At 71.2% G+C, this 15,631-nt stretch carries 15 protein-coding genes; 4 read left to right on the forward strand and 11 right to left on the reverse strand.

The features are described from left to right. Positions 1 to 1,233: a glycoside hydrolase family 10-like protein gene (locus tag IE263_RS15770; RefSeq protein ID WP_189936739.1), complete on the reverse strand. Its 1,233-nt coding sequence runs from the start codon at positions 1,231 to 1,233 to the stop codon at positions 1 to 3. A 182-nt stretch (positions 1,234 to 1,415) separates the two neighbouring features. On the opposite strand from IE263_RS15770, the gene IE263_RS15775 reads away from it, so the two are divergent. Both IE263_RS15775 and IE263_RS15780 read left to right on the forward strand, forming a co-directional pair. After that, positions 1,416 to 2,276 (forward strand): 3-hydroxybutyryl-CoA dehydrogenase, encoded by an 861-nt coding sequence (locus tag IE263_RS15775; RefSeq protein WP_189936742.1) that lies wholly within the window; start codon positions 1,416 to 1,418, stop codon positions 2,274 to 2,276. A gap of 183 nt (positions 2,277 to 2,459) precedes the next feature. After that, on the forward strand, positions 2,460 to 2,717 hold the full coding sequence (locus IE263_RS15780) for a hypothetical protein (protein ID WP_189936744.1): 258 nt from the start codon (positions 2,460 to 2,462) through the stop codon (positions 2,715 to 2,717). A 109-nt stretch (positions 2,718 to 2,826) separates the two neighbouring features. On the opposite strand, the gene IE263_RS15785 is transcribed toward IE263_RS15780, so the two are convergent. The 9 genes from IE263_RS15785 to infC all read right to left on the reverse strand — a co-directional run bounded on the left by IE263_RS15785 (position 2,827) and on the right by infC (position 12,862). Further along, entirely contained in the window at positions 2,827 to 3,372 is a 546-nt protein-coding gene (locus IE263_RS15785) for an NUDIX hydrolase (RefSeq protein ID WP_189936746.1), read from the reverse strand. A gap of 99 nt (positions 3,373 to 3,471) precedes the next feature. After that, entirely contained in the window at positions 3,472 to 4,812 is a 1,341-nt protein-coding gene (locus IE263_RS15790; RefSeq protein WP_189936748.1) for an NsdA family TPR-like regulatory protein, read from the reverse strand. Between the two features lie 433 nt (positions 4,813 to 5,245). Next, a complete protein-coding gene (pheT, locus tag IE263_RS15795) occupies positions 5,246 to 7,768 on the reverse strand; it encodes a phenylalanine--tRNA ligase subunit beta (protein WP_189936750.1) in 2,523 nt (840 codons plus the stop codon). After that, a complete protein-coding gene (pheS, locus tag IE263_RS15800; protein WP_189936752.1) occupies positions 7,768 to 8,889 on the reverse strand; it encodes a phenylalanine--tRNA ligase subunit alpha in 1,122 nt (373 codons plus the stop codon). The genes pheT and pheS overlap by 1 nt, the downstream gene beginning before the upstream one ends. 149 nt (positions 8,890 to 9,038) lie before the next feature. After that, a complete protein-coding gene (locus IE263_RS15805; protein WP_189936754.1) occupies positions 9,039 to 10,178 on the reverse strand; it encodes a sensor histidine kinase in 1,140 nt (379 codons plus the stop codon). Positions 10,179 to 10,231: 53 nt separating this feature from the next. After that, on the reverse strand, positions 10,232 to 11,080 hold the full coding sequence (locus IE263_RS15810) for a TrmH family RNA methyltransferase (RefSeq protein ID WP_189936756.1): 849 nt from the start codon (positions 11,078 to 11,080) through the stop codon (positions 10,232 to 10,234). Positions 11,081 to 11,438: 358 nt separating this feature from the next. Then, the gene (gene rplT / locus IE263_RS15815) at positions 11,439 to 11,822 is read right to left on the reverse strand and encodes a 50S ribosomal protein L20 (RefSeq protein WP_010045263.1); all 384 of its coding nucleotides are present in this window, start codon (positions 11,820 to 11,822) and stop codon (positions 11,439 to 11,441) included. Between the two features lie 95 nt (positions 11,823 to 11,917). Beyond that, on the reverse strand, positions 11,918 to 12,112 hold the full coding sequence (gene rpmI / locus IE263_RS15820; protein WP_007829094.1) for a 50S ribosomal protein L35: 195 nt from the start codon (positions 12,110 to 12,112) through the stop codon (positions 11,918 to 11,920). A gap of 111 nt (positions 12,113 to 12,223) precedes the next feature. Then, positions 12,224 to 12,862, reverse strand: a complete 639-nt coding sequence (gene infC / locus IE263_RS15825) for a translation initiation factor IF-3 (RefSeq protein ID WP_229911009.1) — start codon at positions 12,860 to 12,862, stop codon at positions 12,224 to 12,226. Positions 12,863 to 13,266: 404 nt separating this feature from the next. Between infC and IE263_RS15830 the strand changes: the two genes are divergently transcribed. Next, positions 13,267 to 13,644 (forward strand): DUF1844 domain-containing protein, encoded by a 378-nt coding sequence (locus IE263_RS15830; RefSeq protein WP_189936758.1) that lies wholly within the window; start codon positions 13,267 to 13,269, stop codon positions 13,642 to 13,644. A gap of 121 nt (positions 13,645 to 13,765) precedes the next feature. Here IE263_RS15830 and IE263_RS15835 read toward each other — a convergent pair whose 3' ends face one another. After that, positions 13,766 to 14,497 (reverse strand): SseB family protein, encoded by a 732-nt coding sequence (locus tag IE263_RS15835; RefSeq protein WP_189936760.1) that lies wholly within the window; start codon positions 14,495 to 14,497, stop codon positions 13,766 to 13,768. A gap of 150 nt (positions 14,498 to 14,647) precedes the next feature. On the opposite strand from IE263_RS15835, the gene IE263_RS15840 reads away from it, so the two are divergent. Then, positions 14,648 to 15,625 carry a serine hydrolase gene (locus tag IE263_RS15840; RefSeq protein WP_189936762.1) on the forward strand — a complete coding sequence of 326 codons (978 nt, stop codon included), beginning with the start codon at positions 14,648 to 14,650 and terminating at the stop codon, positions 15,623 to 15,625. The last annotated feature ends 6 nt before the right edge of the window (positions 15,626 to 15,631 follow it).

Raw genomic sequence — 15,631 nt, forward strand, 5'->3', positions numbered from 1 at the left:
TCAGCGCGGGGGCTTCGCCGGCTGCCCGTAGTGGTCGGCGACCACCCGCGCCATCGCCCCGATCCGGTCCGTCGCCACGTCCCTGGCGGCGAAGAAGACGTGCCCGCGCACCTCCGGATGGCCCTTGGCCAGGGTGAGGTGCCGGGACAGCTCGGCCGCGTTCTGCCAGGCCGCGGCCTGCGCCGGATCCCCCGCCCGGTACAACGCCTCGCCGATGTACAGCTTCGTCCTGCTCCCCCGCGCCACCTCCGCCCACCAGCGCACGAGCTTGGCGTAGTCGGCGGCGGGCATTCCGATGTGCCAGTACAGCTGCGGCACGATGTAGTCGATCCAGCCCTTGCGCACCCATGTGCGGGTGTCGGCGTGGATGGCGTCGTACGACTGGAGGGCCTGGGTGTCGGAGCCGCGCGGGTCGCTGGAGGCGTTGCGCCACACCCCGAAGGGGCTGATCCCGAACTGTGTGGCGGGCCGGACCGCCCTGATCCGGGCCGCCGTCTCGCGCACCAGCCTGTCGATGTTGTCGCGCCGCCAGGCCGCCCGGTTCGGGAAGCCGCCGCCGTGGCGGTCGTAGGCCGCGTCGTCGTCGAAGGTCTGACCGGCCACCGGGTACGGGTAGAAGTAGTCGTCGAAGTGCACGGCGTCCACCGGGTACTTCTTCACCGCGTCGAGCATCGCGTCCTGGACGAACGCGCGAACCGCCGGCAGACCGGGGTTGTAGTAGAGCTTCCCGCCGTACGGCACCACCCAGTCGGGGTGCTTGCGGGCGGGGTGGGACGCGACGAGCCGGCTGGGGTCGGCGTGGGTGGCGATCCGGTACGGGTTGAACCAGGCGTGCAGCTGGAGCCCGCGGGCGTGGGCCTCCTTCACGGCTGTGCCCAGCGGGTCCCAGCCCGGGGCCTTGCCCTGGGTGCCGGTGAGGACCTGTGACCAGGGCTCGTACGGGGAGGGCCACAGAGCGTCGGCCGTGGGCCGCACCTGGAAGATCACGGTGTTGAGGCGCTTGCGGACCGCCAGATCCAGCTGGGCGAGCAGCTCGGACCGCTGCTGGGCGGCTGTCAGGCCCGGGCGGGACGGCCAGTCTCGGTTGGCGACCGTCGCCAGCCACATGCCCCGCATCTCCTTGACGGCCCGGCGGTCGTCGTCGCGAGAGGCGTGCCCCGCGGCCGCCGCCCCCGTCGTCGTGAACGTCGACAGCGCGGCCAGCGCGAACGCCCGCCGAGTCAGTCGCCCCATGGCGCACATCCCCACATACACCGTGGATCCGCTCGGTCACGGATCGTCTCCGCGCCCCAGGATGCCCCCACCCCGGCGATCGATCATCGATACTTGCTAGTAACGTGCACGATCGGAGCAGGCCGACCGGGACCCGGCAGACCTGTCCCAGCCATCAGCGTGAGCGCAGTGAAGGGGACGATGTGACGGACATCGAACGCGTGGGAGTGGTGGGCTGCGGCCAGATGGGCGCCGGCATCGCCGAGGTCTGCGCCCGCGCCGGACTCGACGTCAAGGTCGCCGAGACCACCGGCGAAGCCCTGGAGATCGGCCGCACCCGGCTGTTCAACTCCCTGGGCAAGGCCGCCGAGCGCGGCAAGATCACCGAGGAGGAGCGGGACGCGACGCAGGCGCGCCTGAGCTTCACCACGGACCTGGGCGAGTTCGCCGACCGCGACCTGGTCATCGAGGCCGTCGTCGAGAACGAGCAGGTCAAGACCGAGATCTTCCAGGTCCTGGACCAGGTCGTGACCCGCCCGGACGCCATCCTCGCCTCCAACACCTCCTCCATCCCGCTGGTGAAGCTGGCGGTCGCCACCTCGCGGCCCGACCAGGTCGTCGGCATCCACTTCTTCAACCCGGCCCCGGTGCAGAAGCTCGTCGAGCTGATCCCGGCGCTGACCACCTCCGAGGGCACGCTCAGCCGGGCGCAGCTGTTCACCGAGAAGGTGCTGGGCAAGCACGCCATCCGCGCCCAGGACCGCTCCGGTTTCGTGGTCAACGCGCTGCTGATCCCGTACCTGCTCTCCGCGATCCGGATGTTCGAGACCGGCATCGCCAGCCGCGAGGACATCGACAACGGCATGGAGATGGGCTGCGCCCACCCGATGGGCCCGCTGAAGCTCTCCGACCTGATCGGCCTGGACACGGTCGCCTCGGTGGCTCAGAGCATGTACGAGGAGTACAAGGAGCCCCTGTACGCCGCTCCCCCGCTGCTCCAGCGCATGGTGGACGCGGGCCGGCTGGGCCGCAAGACCGGCTCGGGCTTCTACACCTACGACTGATCACCCTCGGTGACCCCTGCGGGCCCGGCGCTCTTCGGAGTGCCGGGCCCGCGGCGTTCACACGGCGTGTGCGAGCCGGGCCCGCATATGCCGCGCGCACACTCTCCCCACCGGCCCACCAGGCGAGTTCACTCGTCCTGCGCATGCAAGGGATGTGAGACGACTACGGAAAGGAGCGGACACGTGACCGCCGATCCCGAGCATCCCGTCGTTCATGGAGAACTCGCGGAGTTACGACGCCGGCTCGACGTGGCGTACGCCCGCGTCGAGGGCGGCCTGGCTCTGCTGACGCACCGCACCGAGGAGACCGCCAAGGAGATCGACGAACTGAGCACCCGGCTCGTCACGCTGGAGCACGCCCGCTGGCCGCTGCCGTCGCTCGCGGCGATCACGGCCGTCGGCGCCCTCGTGGTGACGATCTGGCAGGCCTTCGGGCGCTGAGCGCTCCGCTGAGAACGTGGTACGAAAGCCGCGGGCCGTCCGTGGCTGGTCGCGCCCGCGCGGCGGAGCCGCATGTGTCACTGCCCCGCGCCCCTGGGGGGGGCGCGGATCAGTGCGCGGTGTCCTGACCGAGCCTGAGGTGGTGCAGGAGCAGTAACGCGGCCGCCATGTTGGCGGCCGGGACCTCCCCACGGACGACCATGTCGGGGACGAGCTTGAGCGGGACCCATTCCCGGCGGTCCGACTCGAAGTCGTCCACGGGGTGCCCGACGTACTCGCCCTCGTCCGACCAGTAGATGTGGTGCCGGGCGTCGGTGAGGCCGTTGGACGGTTCCACGCTCATGAGGTGGTGCAGGGGTCCCGGTCGCCAGCCGGTCTCCTCCTCCAGTTCGCGGGCGGCCGCGCGGGCGATGTCCTCGCCGTCCTCGACGACCCCCGCCGCGAGTTCCCACCCCCAGCTGTCGGTGATGAACCGGTGGCGCCACAGCAGAAGGACCTCGTTGGCCTCGTTGACCACGGTGGCCACGGCGACGGGGCGTAGTCGTATGAGGAAGTGGTCGAGGTGCCGGCCGTCCGGCAGCTCGACATCCGCGAGGTTGACGCTGAACCAGCGGTTTTCATACACAGTTTGTTCGTTCTGTTTCGTCCACTGCATGGTTCTGCCACCTTCCGTCGAGTAAGTGGCAATATCGCAGCAGGAACTGTGTGGCGCCGGTGTTCGGGGCTGGGTCTACAGCGGAGTCCGGAGGGATGTCTACAGCGGCACGCGCAGGGCCCCGTCGATGAGTTCGGCCGCCTCGGCCGTGCCCGCACAGCCGCTGCGCACCAGGTGTTCGCGCACCGCCCGGAGTCTGTCGCGCAGACGCTGGGACTCCATTCCCCTGGCCTGCTCGGCCATCCGCACCGCGGTGGCCACCGCCTTGTCGGCATGGCCCTGGCGCAGTTCGATGGTGCTGAGCATGGCGAGCCGGTGGACCCGGCCCCGGTCGTGGGAGGGCGTGTCGACGGCGGCCGCCGCGTGCTCCGCGGCGGCGGTGAGGTCGCCCAGGCTGAGCAGGGCCTCCGCCACCTGGACATTGACCAGACCCGGCTGGACATAGCCGGTCTCGTCGGGTTCGTGGCCACGCCGGATGTGGTCGGCGGCCGTCTCGGCACGCCGGATGCACGACAGAGCGCTGGTGCCGTCGCCGAGGTGCGCGTACGCCTTCGCCTGCATCGCGTACAGGTCGGAGGCGAGGGCGGGGGTGATGTGCTTCCCGGCGGTGCGCAGCGCGGCCTCCGCGAAGGCCACCGCCTGCCGGTACTCCCGCATGAACAGCGACTGGTTGACGAGCAACGCGATCACGTAGGCGCCAAGTCCCCGGTCCCCGCTGGCCTTTGCCAGCCGCAGCGCCTGGTGGAAGTAGCGCTGCGCGAGACCGTGCGCGTCGGAGTCGTACGCGCAGATACCGGCGATCGCCACCAACCCGCCCGTGGCCCGGTGCAGTTGGCGGCCCGTGGCATCGGTGTAGCCGCCGCGCAGCAGCGGGGCGGCCTCCGCGTTGAGGAAGCCGACGATACGGCTGCGGGTCGCCATCCCGCCGGCCTTGCGGTACATCTGCTCGTAGTGGGTACGGGCGGCGCGCAGCATCTCGATGTCGGCGGAGGTGACCCGGTGCCGGCCACCGCGCGAGACGTCGACGTCCTCGGGCGGGTTCTCCCACTCCCACACCGGCATCACGGCGGGCGTGCCGGTGACGGCGGGCGCGCCCAGCAGGTGCGGGCGCTGCTGTTCGTCGGAGCGCCACAGGGCGGTCGCCCGCTCGACGAAGCCGGACAGCGAGGTGGCGTGCGGGGCGGAGGGCTCCCCCGGCACACCGAGGCCGATGTCGTCGAGGGTGACGGGCCGTTGCAGCCGGCCGGCGAGCACCTCGCAGATCAGGTCGGGCACCTGACCGCGCGGCCGCTGTCCCTTCAGCCAACGGGCGACAGCCGTGTGCTCGTACCGCAGCGCGAGCCCCCGCGCACGCCCCGCCTGGTTGACATGGGCGGCCAGACCCGCGTGGGAGATCCCCGCCTCGTCCAGGATCGCGTCGAGCAGTGTGTTGGGCTGCATGGGTGCCCCCCGGTGGTTCGGTGCCGACGGCGCCACTCACAGTAGCGGGTCCGTCTTCACACGGGGTGTGAACGGAGTGCGCGTATCCGGACCGTGTGCGCGCTGTCGCGGAGCGTTTCCAGTCGCTTGACTGAAATACCTCGCAAGAGGTCGGCCGGGCCGCCGGCTCCCCCTCGTAAGCGGCGGCCCGGCGTAGCGCTACCGCGGGTTGGGCGGGCGACTACGGCGCGGTGTGATGGTGGTGCGTGGTCGGCTGCCGGTCATGGGTGGCTGGTCGCGCAGTTCCCCGCGCCCCTGGGGTGCGGGGGCTTCGCCCCCTGCACCCCCAGGCGCTTCTTGACACACAGCCAGCCGACCAACCCAGGGCGCGGGGAACTGCGCGACCAGCCACGACGAACCCGCACCCGGCCGATCACGCAGTCCGCCTCGACGGTCAGCCGCGCAGAACCGCCCCGGTCCGCTCGCCCGCGAGGGCAACCGCAGCGTCCCGCGCCGCCGAAGCCTCGTCGACGGTCAGAGTCCGGTCACCCGCGCGGAAGCGCAACGCGTACGCGAGCGACTTCCGCCCCTCACCCAGCTGCTCCTCGTTCTCGTACACGTCGAACAGCCGGATCCCCTCCAGCAGCTCACCCGCGCCCTCACGCAGCGCGGCCTCGACCTCCGCGTGCGGGACGAACTTGTCGACGACGAGGGCGACGTCCTGCGTGGCGACGGGGAACGTGGAGATGCCCGGCGCCTGAGGCGTGTCGTCCCCGACCTGCTCCAGGACGTCCAGGTCCAGCTCCATCGCGGACGTACGCACAGGCAGCCCCAGGGCCTTCAGGACCCGCGGGTGCAGTTCACCCGCGTGGCCGACGACCTGCTCGGCGCCGTCCACGACGACCACCAGCTCGGCGCAGCGGCCGGGGTGCCACGGCCCGTACTGACCGTTGCGAACGACGAGTTCGGCGCCGGCCTCACGGGCGACCGTCCGCGCCGCCTCGACGGCGTCGGCCCAGTCGGCCGGACGGCCCTTGCCCCACCAGCCGGACTGCTCGCGGGCGCCCGCGAGGACGACGGCGACATGGCGCGGCTGCTCGGGCAGCACGGCGTCGAGCGAGGCCAGCTCCTCGTCGGTCGGACGGCGGTCGACCGGCAGATGACCGGCGACGCGCTGTTCCTCGCGCGGGAGGAAGACCAGGCCGGTCTCGAACAGAGCCAGGTCGTGCGAGCCCCGCCCGTCGTTGCGCCGCAGAGCGGCCAGCAGGCCCGGCAGCAGCGACGTACGGAGCGCGGGCTCCTCGTCGTTGAGGGGGTTGGTCAGCTTGACGACGCGGCGGGCCGGGTCGTCGGCCTCCAGCCCGAGCTGGTCGAAGACCTGCTCGCTGACGAACGGGTAGTTCGGCGCCTCGACGTACCCGGCACCGGCCAGCACCCGGCCGACGCGGCGGTGCAGCCGCTGGCGGTGGGTGAGACCGCGGCCCGACGGGGGCTTGGGCAGCGTGGAGGGCAGGTTCTCGTAGCCCTCCAGGCGGATGACCTCCTCGGCGAGGTCGTTGGCCTCGGCGAGGTCGGGCCGCCAGGACGGGACGGTGACGATCAGCTCGTCCTGCCCGTAGACGTCGCAGCCGATCTCCTGGAGTCTGCGGACGACGGTCTCGCGGCCGTAGATGACGCCCGCGACCTTGTCCGGGTGGTCGGCCGGGACGGTGATGGTGTGCGGCGCGGACGGTGCGATGACCTCGGTGACACCGGCCTCGGCGGTGCCGCCCGCGAGCAGCACCAGCAGGTCCACCGTGCGCTGCGCGGCGGCCGCCGCGGCCTGCGGGTCGACGCCGCGCTCGAAGCGGCGGGACGCCTCGGAGGACAGCTTGTGCCGACGGGCCGTACGGGCGACGGTGACGGCGTCGAAGTGGGCGGCCTCGATCACCACGTCGGTCGTGGCGTTCGCCGCGTCCCCGGTGTCGTCGTGGTCGGCGATCTCGGTGTTGGCGCCGCCCATGACACCGGCGATGCCGATCGGACCGCGGTCGTCGGTGATCACCAGGTCCTCGGCGTGCAGCTTCCGCTCGACACCGTCGAGGGTGACGATCTTCTCGCCCTCGGCGGCCCGGCGTACTCCGATGGCGCCCTGGACCAGCTTGCGGTCGTAGGCGTGCAGGGGCTGGCCCAGCTCCATCATCACGTAGTTGGTGACGTCGACGGCGAGCGAGATCGGGCGCATGCCGACCTTCTGCAGCCGGCGCTGCAGCCAGATCGGGGAGCGCGCCTCGGGGGTCAGTCCGGTGACGGTGCGGGCGGTGAAGCGGTCGCAGCCGACCGGGTCGGCGACCCGCACCGGGTAGCCGAAGGCGTTCGGGCCCGGTACGTCGAGCAGGGCCGGGTCGCGCAGCGGCAGGCCGTAGGCGATGGCGGTCTCGCGGGCGACGCCGCGGATGGAGAGGCAGTCGCCGCGGTTCGCGGTGACGGCGATGTCCAGGACCTCGTCGACCAGTTCGAGGAGCTCGATGGCGTCCTTGCCGACCTCGGTCTCCGGCGGCAGCACGATGATGCCGTGGGTGCCGTCGTCGCCCATGCCCAGCTCGCCGCTGGAGCAGATCATGCCGTGCGAGGTCTTGCCGTAGGTCTTGCGCGCGGAGATCGAGAAGCCGCCCGGGAGCGTGGCGCCGGGCAGGACCACGACGACCTTGTCGCCGACGGAGAAGTTGCGGGCGCCGCAGACGATCTCCTGGGGCTCGCCGGTGCCGTTGGCCTGGCCGACGTCGACGGTGCAGAAGCGGATCGGCTTCTTGAAGCCCTCCAGCTCCTCGATGGTGAGCACCTGGCCGACGACGAGCGGCCCCTTGAGGTCGGCGCCGAGGTGCTCGACGGTCTCGACCTCCAGACCGGCCGAAATGAGCTTGGCCTGGACGTCACGGCCGGTCTCGGTGGCCGGCAGGTCGACGTACTCCCGCAGCCAAGAAAGCGGGACCCGCATCAGATCTCCATCCCGAACGGCCGGGTGAACCGGACGTCACCCTCGACCATGTCTCGCATGTCTTCGACGTTGTGGCGGAACATCAGCATCCGCTCGATGCCGAACCCGAAGGCGAAGCCGCTGTACTTCTCCGGGTCGACGCCGCAGGCGGTCAGCACCTTGGGGTTGACCATGCCGCAGCCGCCGAGCTCGATCCAGCCCTCGCTGGAGCAGGTGCGGCAGGGCCGGTCGGGGTTGCCGACGGACTCGCCGCGGCAGACGTAGCACACCATGTCCATCTCGGCGGACGGCTCGGTGAAGGGGAAGAAGTTCGGCCGCAGCCGGGTCTTCATGCCCTCGCCGAACAGCGCCTGGACCATGTGGTCGAGGGTGCCCTTGAGGTCGGCCATGGTCAGGCCCTCGTCCACGGCGAGCAGCTCGACCTGGTGGAAGACGGGCGTGTGGGTGGCGTCCAGCTCGTCGGTGCGGTACACGCGGCCGGGGCAGATCACGTACACCGGCAGCTCGCGCTCCATCAGGGAGCGGATCTGCACGGGCGAGGTGTGGGTGCGCAGCACGACGCCGGACTCGGTGCCGCCCTCGGGGCCCTGGACGAAGAAGGTGTCGGCCTCGCCGCGGGCCGGGTGGTCCGGGCCGATGTTGAGGGCGTCGAAGTTGAACCACTCGGCCTCGACCTGCGGGCCCTCGGCGACCTCGTAGCCCATGGCCACGAAGACGTCCTCGATGCGCTCCGAGAGCGTGGTGAGCGGGTGGCGGGCGCCGGCCGGCACGCGGTCGTACGGCAGCGTGACGTCCACCGCCTCCTCGACGAGCACGCGCTGGTCGCGCTCGGCCTCCAGCTCGGCCTGGCGGGCGGCGAGGGCCTTGTTCACGGCGCCGCGGGCCTGGCCGACGCGCTTTCCGGCCTCGGCCTTGGCGTGCGGGGGCAGTGCGCCGATCTCGCGGTTGGCGAGGGCCAGCGGGGAGGTGCCGCCGGTGTGGGCGACCTTGGCCTCCTGGAGCGCGTCGAGGGAGTCCGCGGCGGCGAAGGCGGCGAGCGCCTCGTCCCGCATGCGCTCGATCTCTTCCGGTTTCAACGCCTCGACCTCTACAGGGTCGTACGACTTATTCGGTGCCGACATCTCTTCCCGTGCTTCCGATTGGCTGGCTGAGGGTCCCCGTCACTGATCCGTTGGCAGATCGTCGCCGACTTCGGGACACATGGGTGCCAAAGGCCGAGTCTAACGGGGTGAGGGTGGACGAATGCGCCCGCGGGCTGCTCGGACGGATCTCAGGAGAGATACGCCGGGGCGCCCACGGGCAACGTAAATCGGAACTCCGCGCCGCCGCCGGGGGCGCGGCCGACCGTGATGATGCCGCCGTGGGCCTCGACGATGCCCTTGACGATGTACAGCCCGAGGCCCGTCCCGCCGCGCTTGCTGCCCCGCCAGAAGCGGGTGAAGACGCGGTTCATGGACTCCTCCGGGATGCCGGTGCCCTCGTCGCTCACGGTGACCGACGTGCCGGTGTCCTCTCCTTCGCGTGGGGACTCGGCGGGCGTGACGTCAATCGTGACGGTTCCCTCGCCGTGCCGCACGGCATTTTCGAGGAGGTTGCTGAGCACCTGGTCGACCTTGTCGGGGTCGGCCCACAGCGCGGGCAGCGGCTGTTCGATGCGCAGCAGGAACCGGTCGGCGGGCTGTCCGGCGGCGACGTAGGCCTGGATGTGCCGTCCGACGGCGGCGCCTATGTCGACGGGCTGGCGCCGCACCTCCAGCCGCCCGGAGTCGATCCGCGAGATGTCGAGCAGCTCGGCGATGAGGCGGGTGACGCGGTCGGCGTCCGCGTCGACCGTCTCCAGCATCAGCCGCTTCTGGTCGTCGGTGAAGCGCGACCACTTGGCGAGGAGGGTGGCCGTGAAGCCCTTCACGGAGGTGAGGGGGGAGCGCAGTTCGTGGGCGACGGTGGCGATCAGCTCGGCGTGGCTGCGCTCGGTGCGGCGGCGGGCCTCGGTGTCGCGGAGGGAGACGACGACACGGCGGACGGGTCCGGTGGGCTCGCTGCGGACGTACCGCGCGGAGACGAGCACCTCCCGCCCGCCGGGCAGCAGCAGGTTCCGCTCGGGCTGCCGTACCCGGATGGCGAGCCCGCCGTACGGGTCGGTGAGCTGCCACCAGCGGCGCCCCTCGAGATCTTCTAATGGCAGGGCTTTGTCGAGCCGCTGCCCGAGGGCTTCGGAGGCGGGGAGGGCGGTGATGCGCTCGGCGGCGGCGTTGAAGCAGACGACGTGTCCGTGTTCGTCGGCGACGACGAGACCGTCGGGCAGGTCGTCGGGGTCGATGCCGAGTCCGGCGAGATCACCGGCCGGCCGGGGCGTGGAGTTGTGCGGCACGGCCCGTGCTTCCCGTGTACTGCTCATGCCGACGCTCATTCCCCGTACCCCACCTCTCAGACGACTGAGGGGCCCCCGAGCTGGTCACCCTACTAGCTCTCGGTGACGGAGCGGCACCCTCCGGAGGCGCGCTGTGCACGGGCCGATGCGTAGAGACATACGGCTGCGGCGGTGGCGAGGTTCAGGCTCTCGGCCTTGCCGTGGATCGGGACGCGGACGACGGCGTCGGCGAGCGCCCGGGTCTCCTCCGGGAGCCCCCAGGCCTCGTTCCCGAACACCCACGCGGTGGGCCCGCCCATGGTGCCCTTGTCCAGCTCCTGGTCGAGGTCGTGCTCCCCCGCCCCGTCGGCGGCGAGGATCCTCACCCCGGCGTCCTTGAGCCCGGCCACGGCCTGCTCGACGGGCACGCCGACGGCGACGGGCAGATGGAAGAGCGAGCCGACCGAGGCCCGTACGGCCTTGGGGTTGTACAGGTCGACGGAGGCGTCGGTGAGCACGACCGCTTCGGCCCCGGCGGCATCGGCGCAGCGCAGGACGGTGCCGGCGTTGCCGGGGTCGCGGACGTGCGCGAGGACGGCGACCAGCTGGGGCCGGGCGGCGAGGATCTCCGCGAACGGTGTGTCCAGGAACCGGCAGATGCCGACGAGGCCCTGCGGGGTGACGGTGGTGGAGATGTCCTCGATCACCTGCTCGGAGGCGAGGTGGATGCGGGCGCCGGCGTCCCGCGCCTCCCCGATGATGTCGGCGTAACGCTCCGCGGCCTCGACGGTGGCGAACAGCTCCACGAGCGTGTCCCGGTGGGCGGCCGCCTCCCGCACGGCCTGCGGCCCCTCCGCGAGGAACAGCCGCTCCTTGCCCCTGAAGTTCCGCTTCGCGAGGCGCCGGGCGGCGGAGACGCGGGGGGAGCGGGGGGAGATGAGGTCGGGGGTGGCGGGGGGCATGCGGTTCACCTTCGGTGGGATGGCGAGGGACGGCGGTGGGGGGCGGGCTCGGGCTCGGATTTTCTCTCGCCCCCGCCGCCCCTACCCGTCCCTGGGGGCTCCGCCCCCAGACCCCCGGGCCGTGCCCACCCACCACCCGACTCGGTTGGCCGAGAGGTGCGCCAAATCCAGCCTGTCCGGCGTTTGAGGACGAGGCCCGTTCAGGGCCGAAGCGGGGGTCTGGGGGCGGAGCCCGCCAGGGGACGGGGAAGGGTAGGGGCGGCGGGGGCGAGGAAAACCGGATCCGGACGCAATCGGACCCGCAGGCCTCTGCAGCCTGCGGGTCCTTCAGTCACGTCGGCCTAGAGCCAGCGCAGCGTCACGCCGCCTTCGGGGCGTTGACGTCCGACGGCAGCGCCTTCTGCGCGACCTCGACGAGCGCGGCGAACGCGCCCGCGTCGTTGACGGCCAGCTCGGCCAGGATCTTGCGGTCGACCTCGATGTTCGCGGCCTTCAGACCCTGGATGAAGCGGTTGTAGGTCATGCCGTTGGCGCGGGCAGCGGCGTTGATGCGCTGGATCCACAGCTGACGGAAGTCACCCTTGCGCTTCTTGCGGTCGTTGTAGTTGTAGACCAGCGAGTGGGTGACCTGCTCCTTGGCCTTGCGGTACAGGCGCGAACGCTGACCGCGGTAGCCGGAGGCCTGCTCGAGGATCGCCCGGCGCTTCTTGTGGGCGTTGACTGCCCGCTTGACGCGTGCCACTTGTTAACTCCTTGTAGCGGGGCCGTGGGTGTCCTCACACGGCCCGGTATCGATTGGGTCCCGGTCCTGACGTACGGCGCTCACGCGCCGACGCGTCACTTGCCGAGAAGCTTCTTGATCTTCTTGGCGTCGCCCGGGGCCATCTCGGCGTTGCCGGTGAGGCGACGCGTCAGACGGGACGACTTGTGCTCGAGCAGGTGGCGCTTGCCGGCGCGCTCACGGAGCACCTTGCCGGAGCCGGTGACCTTGAAGCGCTTGCTGGCACCGCTGTGCGACTTGTTCTTCGGCATAGCGCCGTTCTCTCCTCGTCGGTGGCGCTCCGGTGCCCGGTCACGAAAACCGGGCACAGGTGGAGCGTCGCTCTTGTTTCGGTTACATCCAGGGGACTGGCGTCCCACGGATCACGCCTCGGCAGGCTCCTCAGCCGGCGTCTGGGCGGCGGCAGGGTCCTGCGAGCGGCCGGGGTGGGCCTTCGCTTCGGCCTTGCGGGCCTCCTGCGCCTGACGGGCCTCGGCCATCGCCTCGGTCTTCTTCTTGTGCGGACCGAGAACCATGATCATGTTGCGGCCGTCCTGCTTCGGGTTCGACTCGACGAACCCGAGCTCCTGGACGTCCTCCGCGAGACGCTGCAGCAGTCGGTAGCCCAGTTCGGGACGGGACTGCTCACGACCGCGGAACATGATCGTGATCTTGACCTTGTCGCCCTGCTTGAGGAACCGGACGACGTGACCCTTCTTGGTGTCGTAGTCGTGCGGGTCGATCTTCGGCCGGAGCTTCATCTCCTTGATGACCGTGTGCGCCTGGTTCTTGCGCGCCTCACGGGCCTTCATGGCCGACTCGTACTTGAACTTCCCGTAGTCCATGAGCTTGCAGACCGGCGGGCGGGCGTTCGCCGCGACCTCGACCAGGTCCAGGTCGTACTCCTGCGCAAGCTCCAGTGCCTTCGCGAGCGGCACGATGCCGACCTGCTCGCCACTGGGACCGACAAGTCGCACCTCGGGAACGCGAATCCGGTCGTTGATGCGGGGCTCGGCGCTGATGGATCCTCCTCGGTAGCACCACGCGGCAGTCTGGCGGACGGCCGCGTAACGTCTGTGTTCGTTAGGCCTTAACCACGCCGAAGCACAAAAAATGCCCCGAACGATCACAGGCGGGGCTCCAAGCACTACCGGAGCACCTTCGCGGGATCGCGGGGGCGCACTACCGGGCGACTCCATCGTCCGTACGGAACGATGGTGGCCGCCTGACCGGGGTGACCCGCCGCCCGTGAGGGTGGTCGGGTGGGAGTTCGGAGCCTCCACTTGTGGGCCGGGCCCGCCTGCTGAGGGGCACGCGTGTCCGACCGGTCGTTGTACGAGATTAGCAGGTGGCGCCAGGAAGGGCGAATTGTGGCCGCCCGGGGCCACGCGCGTGACCGTGGCGTGCTGCGCCTATCGTGTGGGACATGAGTGAGACCTCCCCCTCGGACACCCCCGAGACCCCCGACGCCGCCGACTTCGACGAGATGACCCGCGACATCGCCGAGGTTCCCGCGGTCGAGGTGATCGTGACGGTCGCCGTCAACCTGATGAGCGCCGCCGCCGTGAAGCTCGGTCTGACCGAGGAGGGCGACAAGTACAAGGACCTGGACGAGGCCCGCAAGCTGGTCACCGCCCTCGCCGGTCTGCTGGACGCGAGCGCGACCGAGATCAGCTCCTTCCACGCGGCACCCCTGCGCGACGGCCTGAAGTCGCTCCAGCTGGCCTTCCGCGAGGCGTCGATCGTCCCGGACGAGCCGGGCCAGGGGCCGGGCGAGAAGTACACCGGCCCGGTCTACGGCTAGTTCGCGTTCGCACAGCTACGGCCAGTTCGTACGTCTACGACTGGTTCGTACTTCTACGACTGGTTCGTACGTCTGCGACTGGTCCGTACGTCCACGACTGATCCGTACGTCTGCGACTGGATCATCCGCGTACGTACAGGGGCTCGCCCGGGGGCGTCGTCCCGGCCGGCAGCAGTGCCAGGTCGAGGCCGCGCACCAGGCGGGCCCTCAGCGTTTCGTCGGCGGCGAGGCGCTGGGCGACGGCCCGGGCGGCCTCGGCGGGGGCGGCGGCCGGGTCCAGGACGAGGGCGAGGGTGCCGTCGGCCTGCCCGGGCCCGAGGTGGGCGCGCAGGACGGCGGGCTCGGCGGCCACCGCGCCCCGTACCGCCTCCACCACGGCCGGGTCGGCCAGCGGGTCGGTGGTGGTGCGGCCCTCGGCGAGCGCGAGCAGCGAGGGCCCGGTCAGTTCGAAGGCGACCGGTCCGGCCACGTCGAGGACCACCGTGTCCGCCTTCTCGTGCGCGGCGGCCTGCAGCGCCTGGTGCAGGGGTACGGCGACGGGCCGTGCCTCCGGGTCCCAGCGGGCGAGGGACTCGGTGGAGGTGAAGGCGGGCAGGGCCGTGCGGGCCCCCGCCTTCAGGGTCGGGACGGCCATGTCGCTGGTCTTCTCGCGGCGCAGCCCGTTCTCGTCCTCCTCGACCTCGCCCAGCACGGCCACCACGGGGACGAGCAGCCGGGCGCCCTTGAGCGCCTCCAGCACGGGTCCCACGGCGGTGTGGTCCTCGGCCCAGGCGGCGAGCGCGGCGCTCAGCCGGGGGTCGGCGGAGCCGTCGTCGTCGGAGAAGCCGGGGTCGGGAATGTTCTTGTTCGCCACGGTGACCGACCCTATCGGGGGGATCCTGCTGGGTTTGTGCGGGGCCCGAAACACGGCGGTGACAGCATTCACAGGTTTCTCAGGCATCGCTGACGCACATCTAACGTGCGTCTAACGGAGCGCACAGTCGCCGCCCCCACCATCGCAGGCATGGAGTCCTCCGGAGCACGTCGCAGCCGCCGCGCTCGCCCCTCCGGGCGCCGTCCCCTCGTCTGCTCCGCCCTCGCCGCCGTCGCCGTCCTGGGCGCCACGGCCGCAGCCGGGACCGTGTACGTGAAGGGGCAGGCGCACTCGGGGCAGGGCGCCGTATCGTCGTCGGCGACGCCGTCGGCCTCGGCGTCGGTGTCGGTGTCGGCTGTCGGGGAGGCGTCGGTGGAGCCTGTGGTCGAAGCGGTGTCGGAGCCCGAGGTGGACCACGACGCGCTGCTGGCGAAGGCGATGGCCTCGGTGACGGTGCCGGGCGACGCGGAGGTGTCCGTGGCCGTGCTGGACGTCGGCTCCGGGGAGAGTGCCACGTACGGCTCCGGTTCCTTCGACACGGCGAGCATCGTCAAGGTGGACATCCTGGCGGCGCTGCTGCTGCAGGCGCAGGACGCGGGGCGGCAGCTGACGGCGCAGGAGAAGGCGTACGCCACCGCGATGATCGAGAGCAGCGACAACGACTCGGCGACGGCGCTGTGGAACGCGATCGGGCAGGCCAGTGGGCTCGACGCGGCGAACGAGCGGTTCGGGCTGACGGACACCGAGGGCGGGGACGGCGCGCTGTGGGGGCTCACCCGGACCACGGCCGCCGACCAGCTGACCCTGCTCCAGCAGGTCTTCGGGGAGGACTCGGAGCTGAGCGCGGCCTCGCGGGCCTATGTCCAGGGGCTGATGGGCGAGATAGCCGTCGGCCAGCAGTGGGGGGTGTCGGCCGCGGCCGACGGTTCCGCGTGGGCGCTGAAGAACGGGTGGCTGCCGCGCAGCACGACCGGGCTGTGGGACGTCAACAGCATCGGGCGGGTGACCGTCGATGGGCAGGACTACCTGGTGGCCGTGGTGTCGAACGGCAACGCGACCCAGGCGAACGGCATCACGCTGGTGGAGGCGGCGGCGCGGGCGGCGGTGTCGGCCTTCACGGCCGGCTGAGCGACC

This window comes from Streptomyces aurantiogriseus, from assembly GCF_014649375.1.
Classification (GTDB): domain Bacteria; phylum Actinomycetota; class Actinomycetes; order Streptomycetales; family Streptomycetaceae; genus Streptomyces; species Streptomyces aurantiogriseus.

Bases quoted from the DNA above. Each gene is read 5' to 3' on its own strand.
- pheS (WP_189936752.1), bottom strand. From the start codon at position 8,889: ATGTCGGCACCGAATAAGTCGTACGACCCTGTAGAGGTCGAGGCGTTG.
- IE263_RS15830 (WP_189936758.1), top strand. From the start codon at position 13,267: ATGAGTGAGACCTCCCCCTCGGACACCCCCGAGACCCCCGACGCCGCC.
- IE263_RS15785 (WP_189936746.1), bottom strand. From the start codon at position 3,372: ATGCAGTGGACGAAACAGAACGAACAAACTGTGTATGAAAACCGCTGG.
- pheT (WP_189936750.1), bottom strand. From the start codon at position 7,768: ATGCGGGTCCCGCTTTCTTGGCTGCGGGAGTACGTCGACCTGCCGGCC.
- IE263_RS15840 (WP_189936762.1), top strand. From the start codon at position 14,648: ATGGAGTCCTCCGGAGCACGTCGCAGCCGCCGCGCTCGCCCCTCCGGG.
- IE263_RS15810 (WP_189936756.1), bottom strand. From the start codon at position 11,080: ATGCCCCCCGCCACCCCCGACCTCATCTCCCCCCGCTCCCCCCGCGTC.
- IE263_RS15790 (WP_189936748.1), bottom strand. From the start codon at position 4,812: ATGCAGCCCAACACACTGCTCGACGCGATCCTGGACGAGGCGGGGATC.
- rpmI (WP_007829094.1), bottom strand. From the start codon at position 12,112: ATGCCGAAGAACAAGTCGCACAGCGGTGCCAGCAAGCGCTTCAAGGTC.
- IE263_RS15805 (WP_189936754.1), bottom strand. From the start codon at position 10,178: ATGAGCGTCGGCATGAGCAGTACACGGGAAGCACGGGCCGTGCCGCAC.
- IE263_RS15770 (WP_189936739.1), bottom strand. From the start codon at position 1,233: ATGGGGCGACTGACTCGGCGGGCGTTCGCGCTGGCCGCGCTGTCGACG.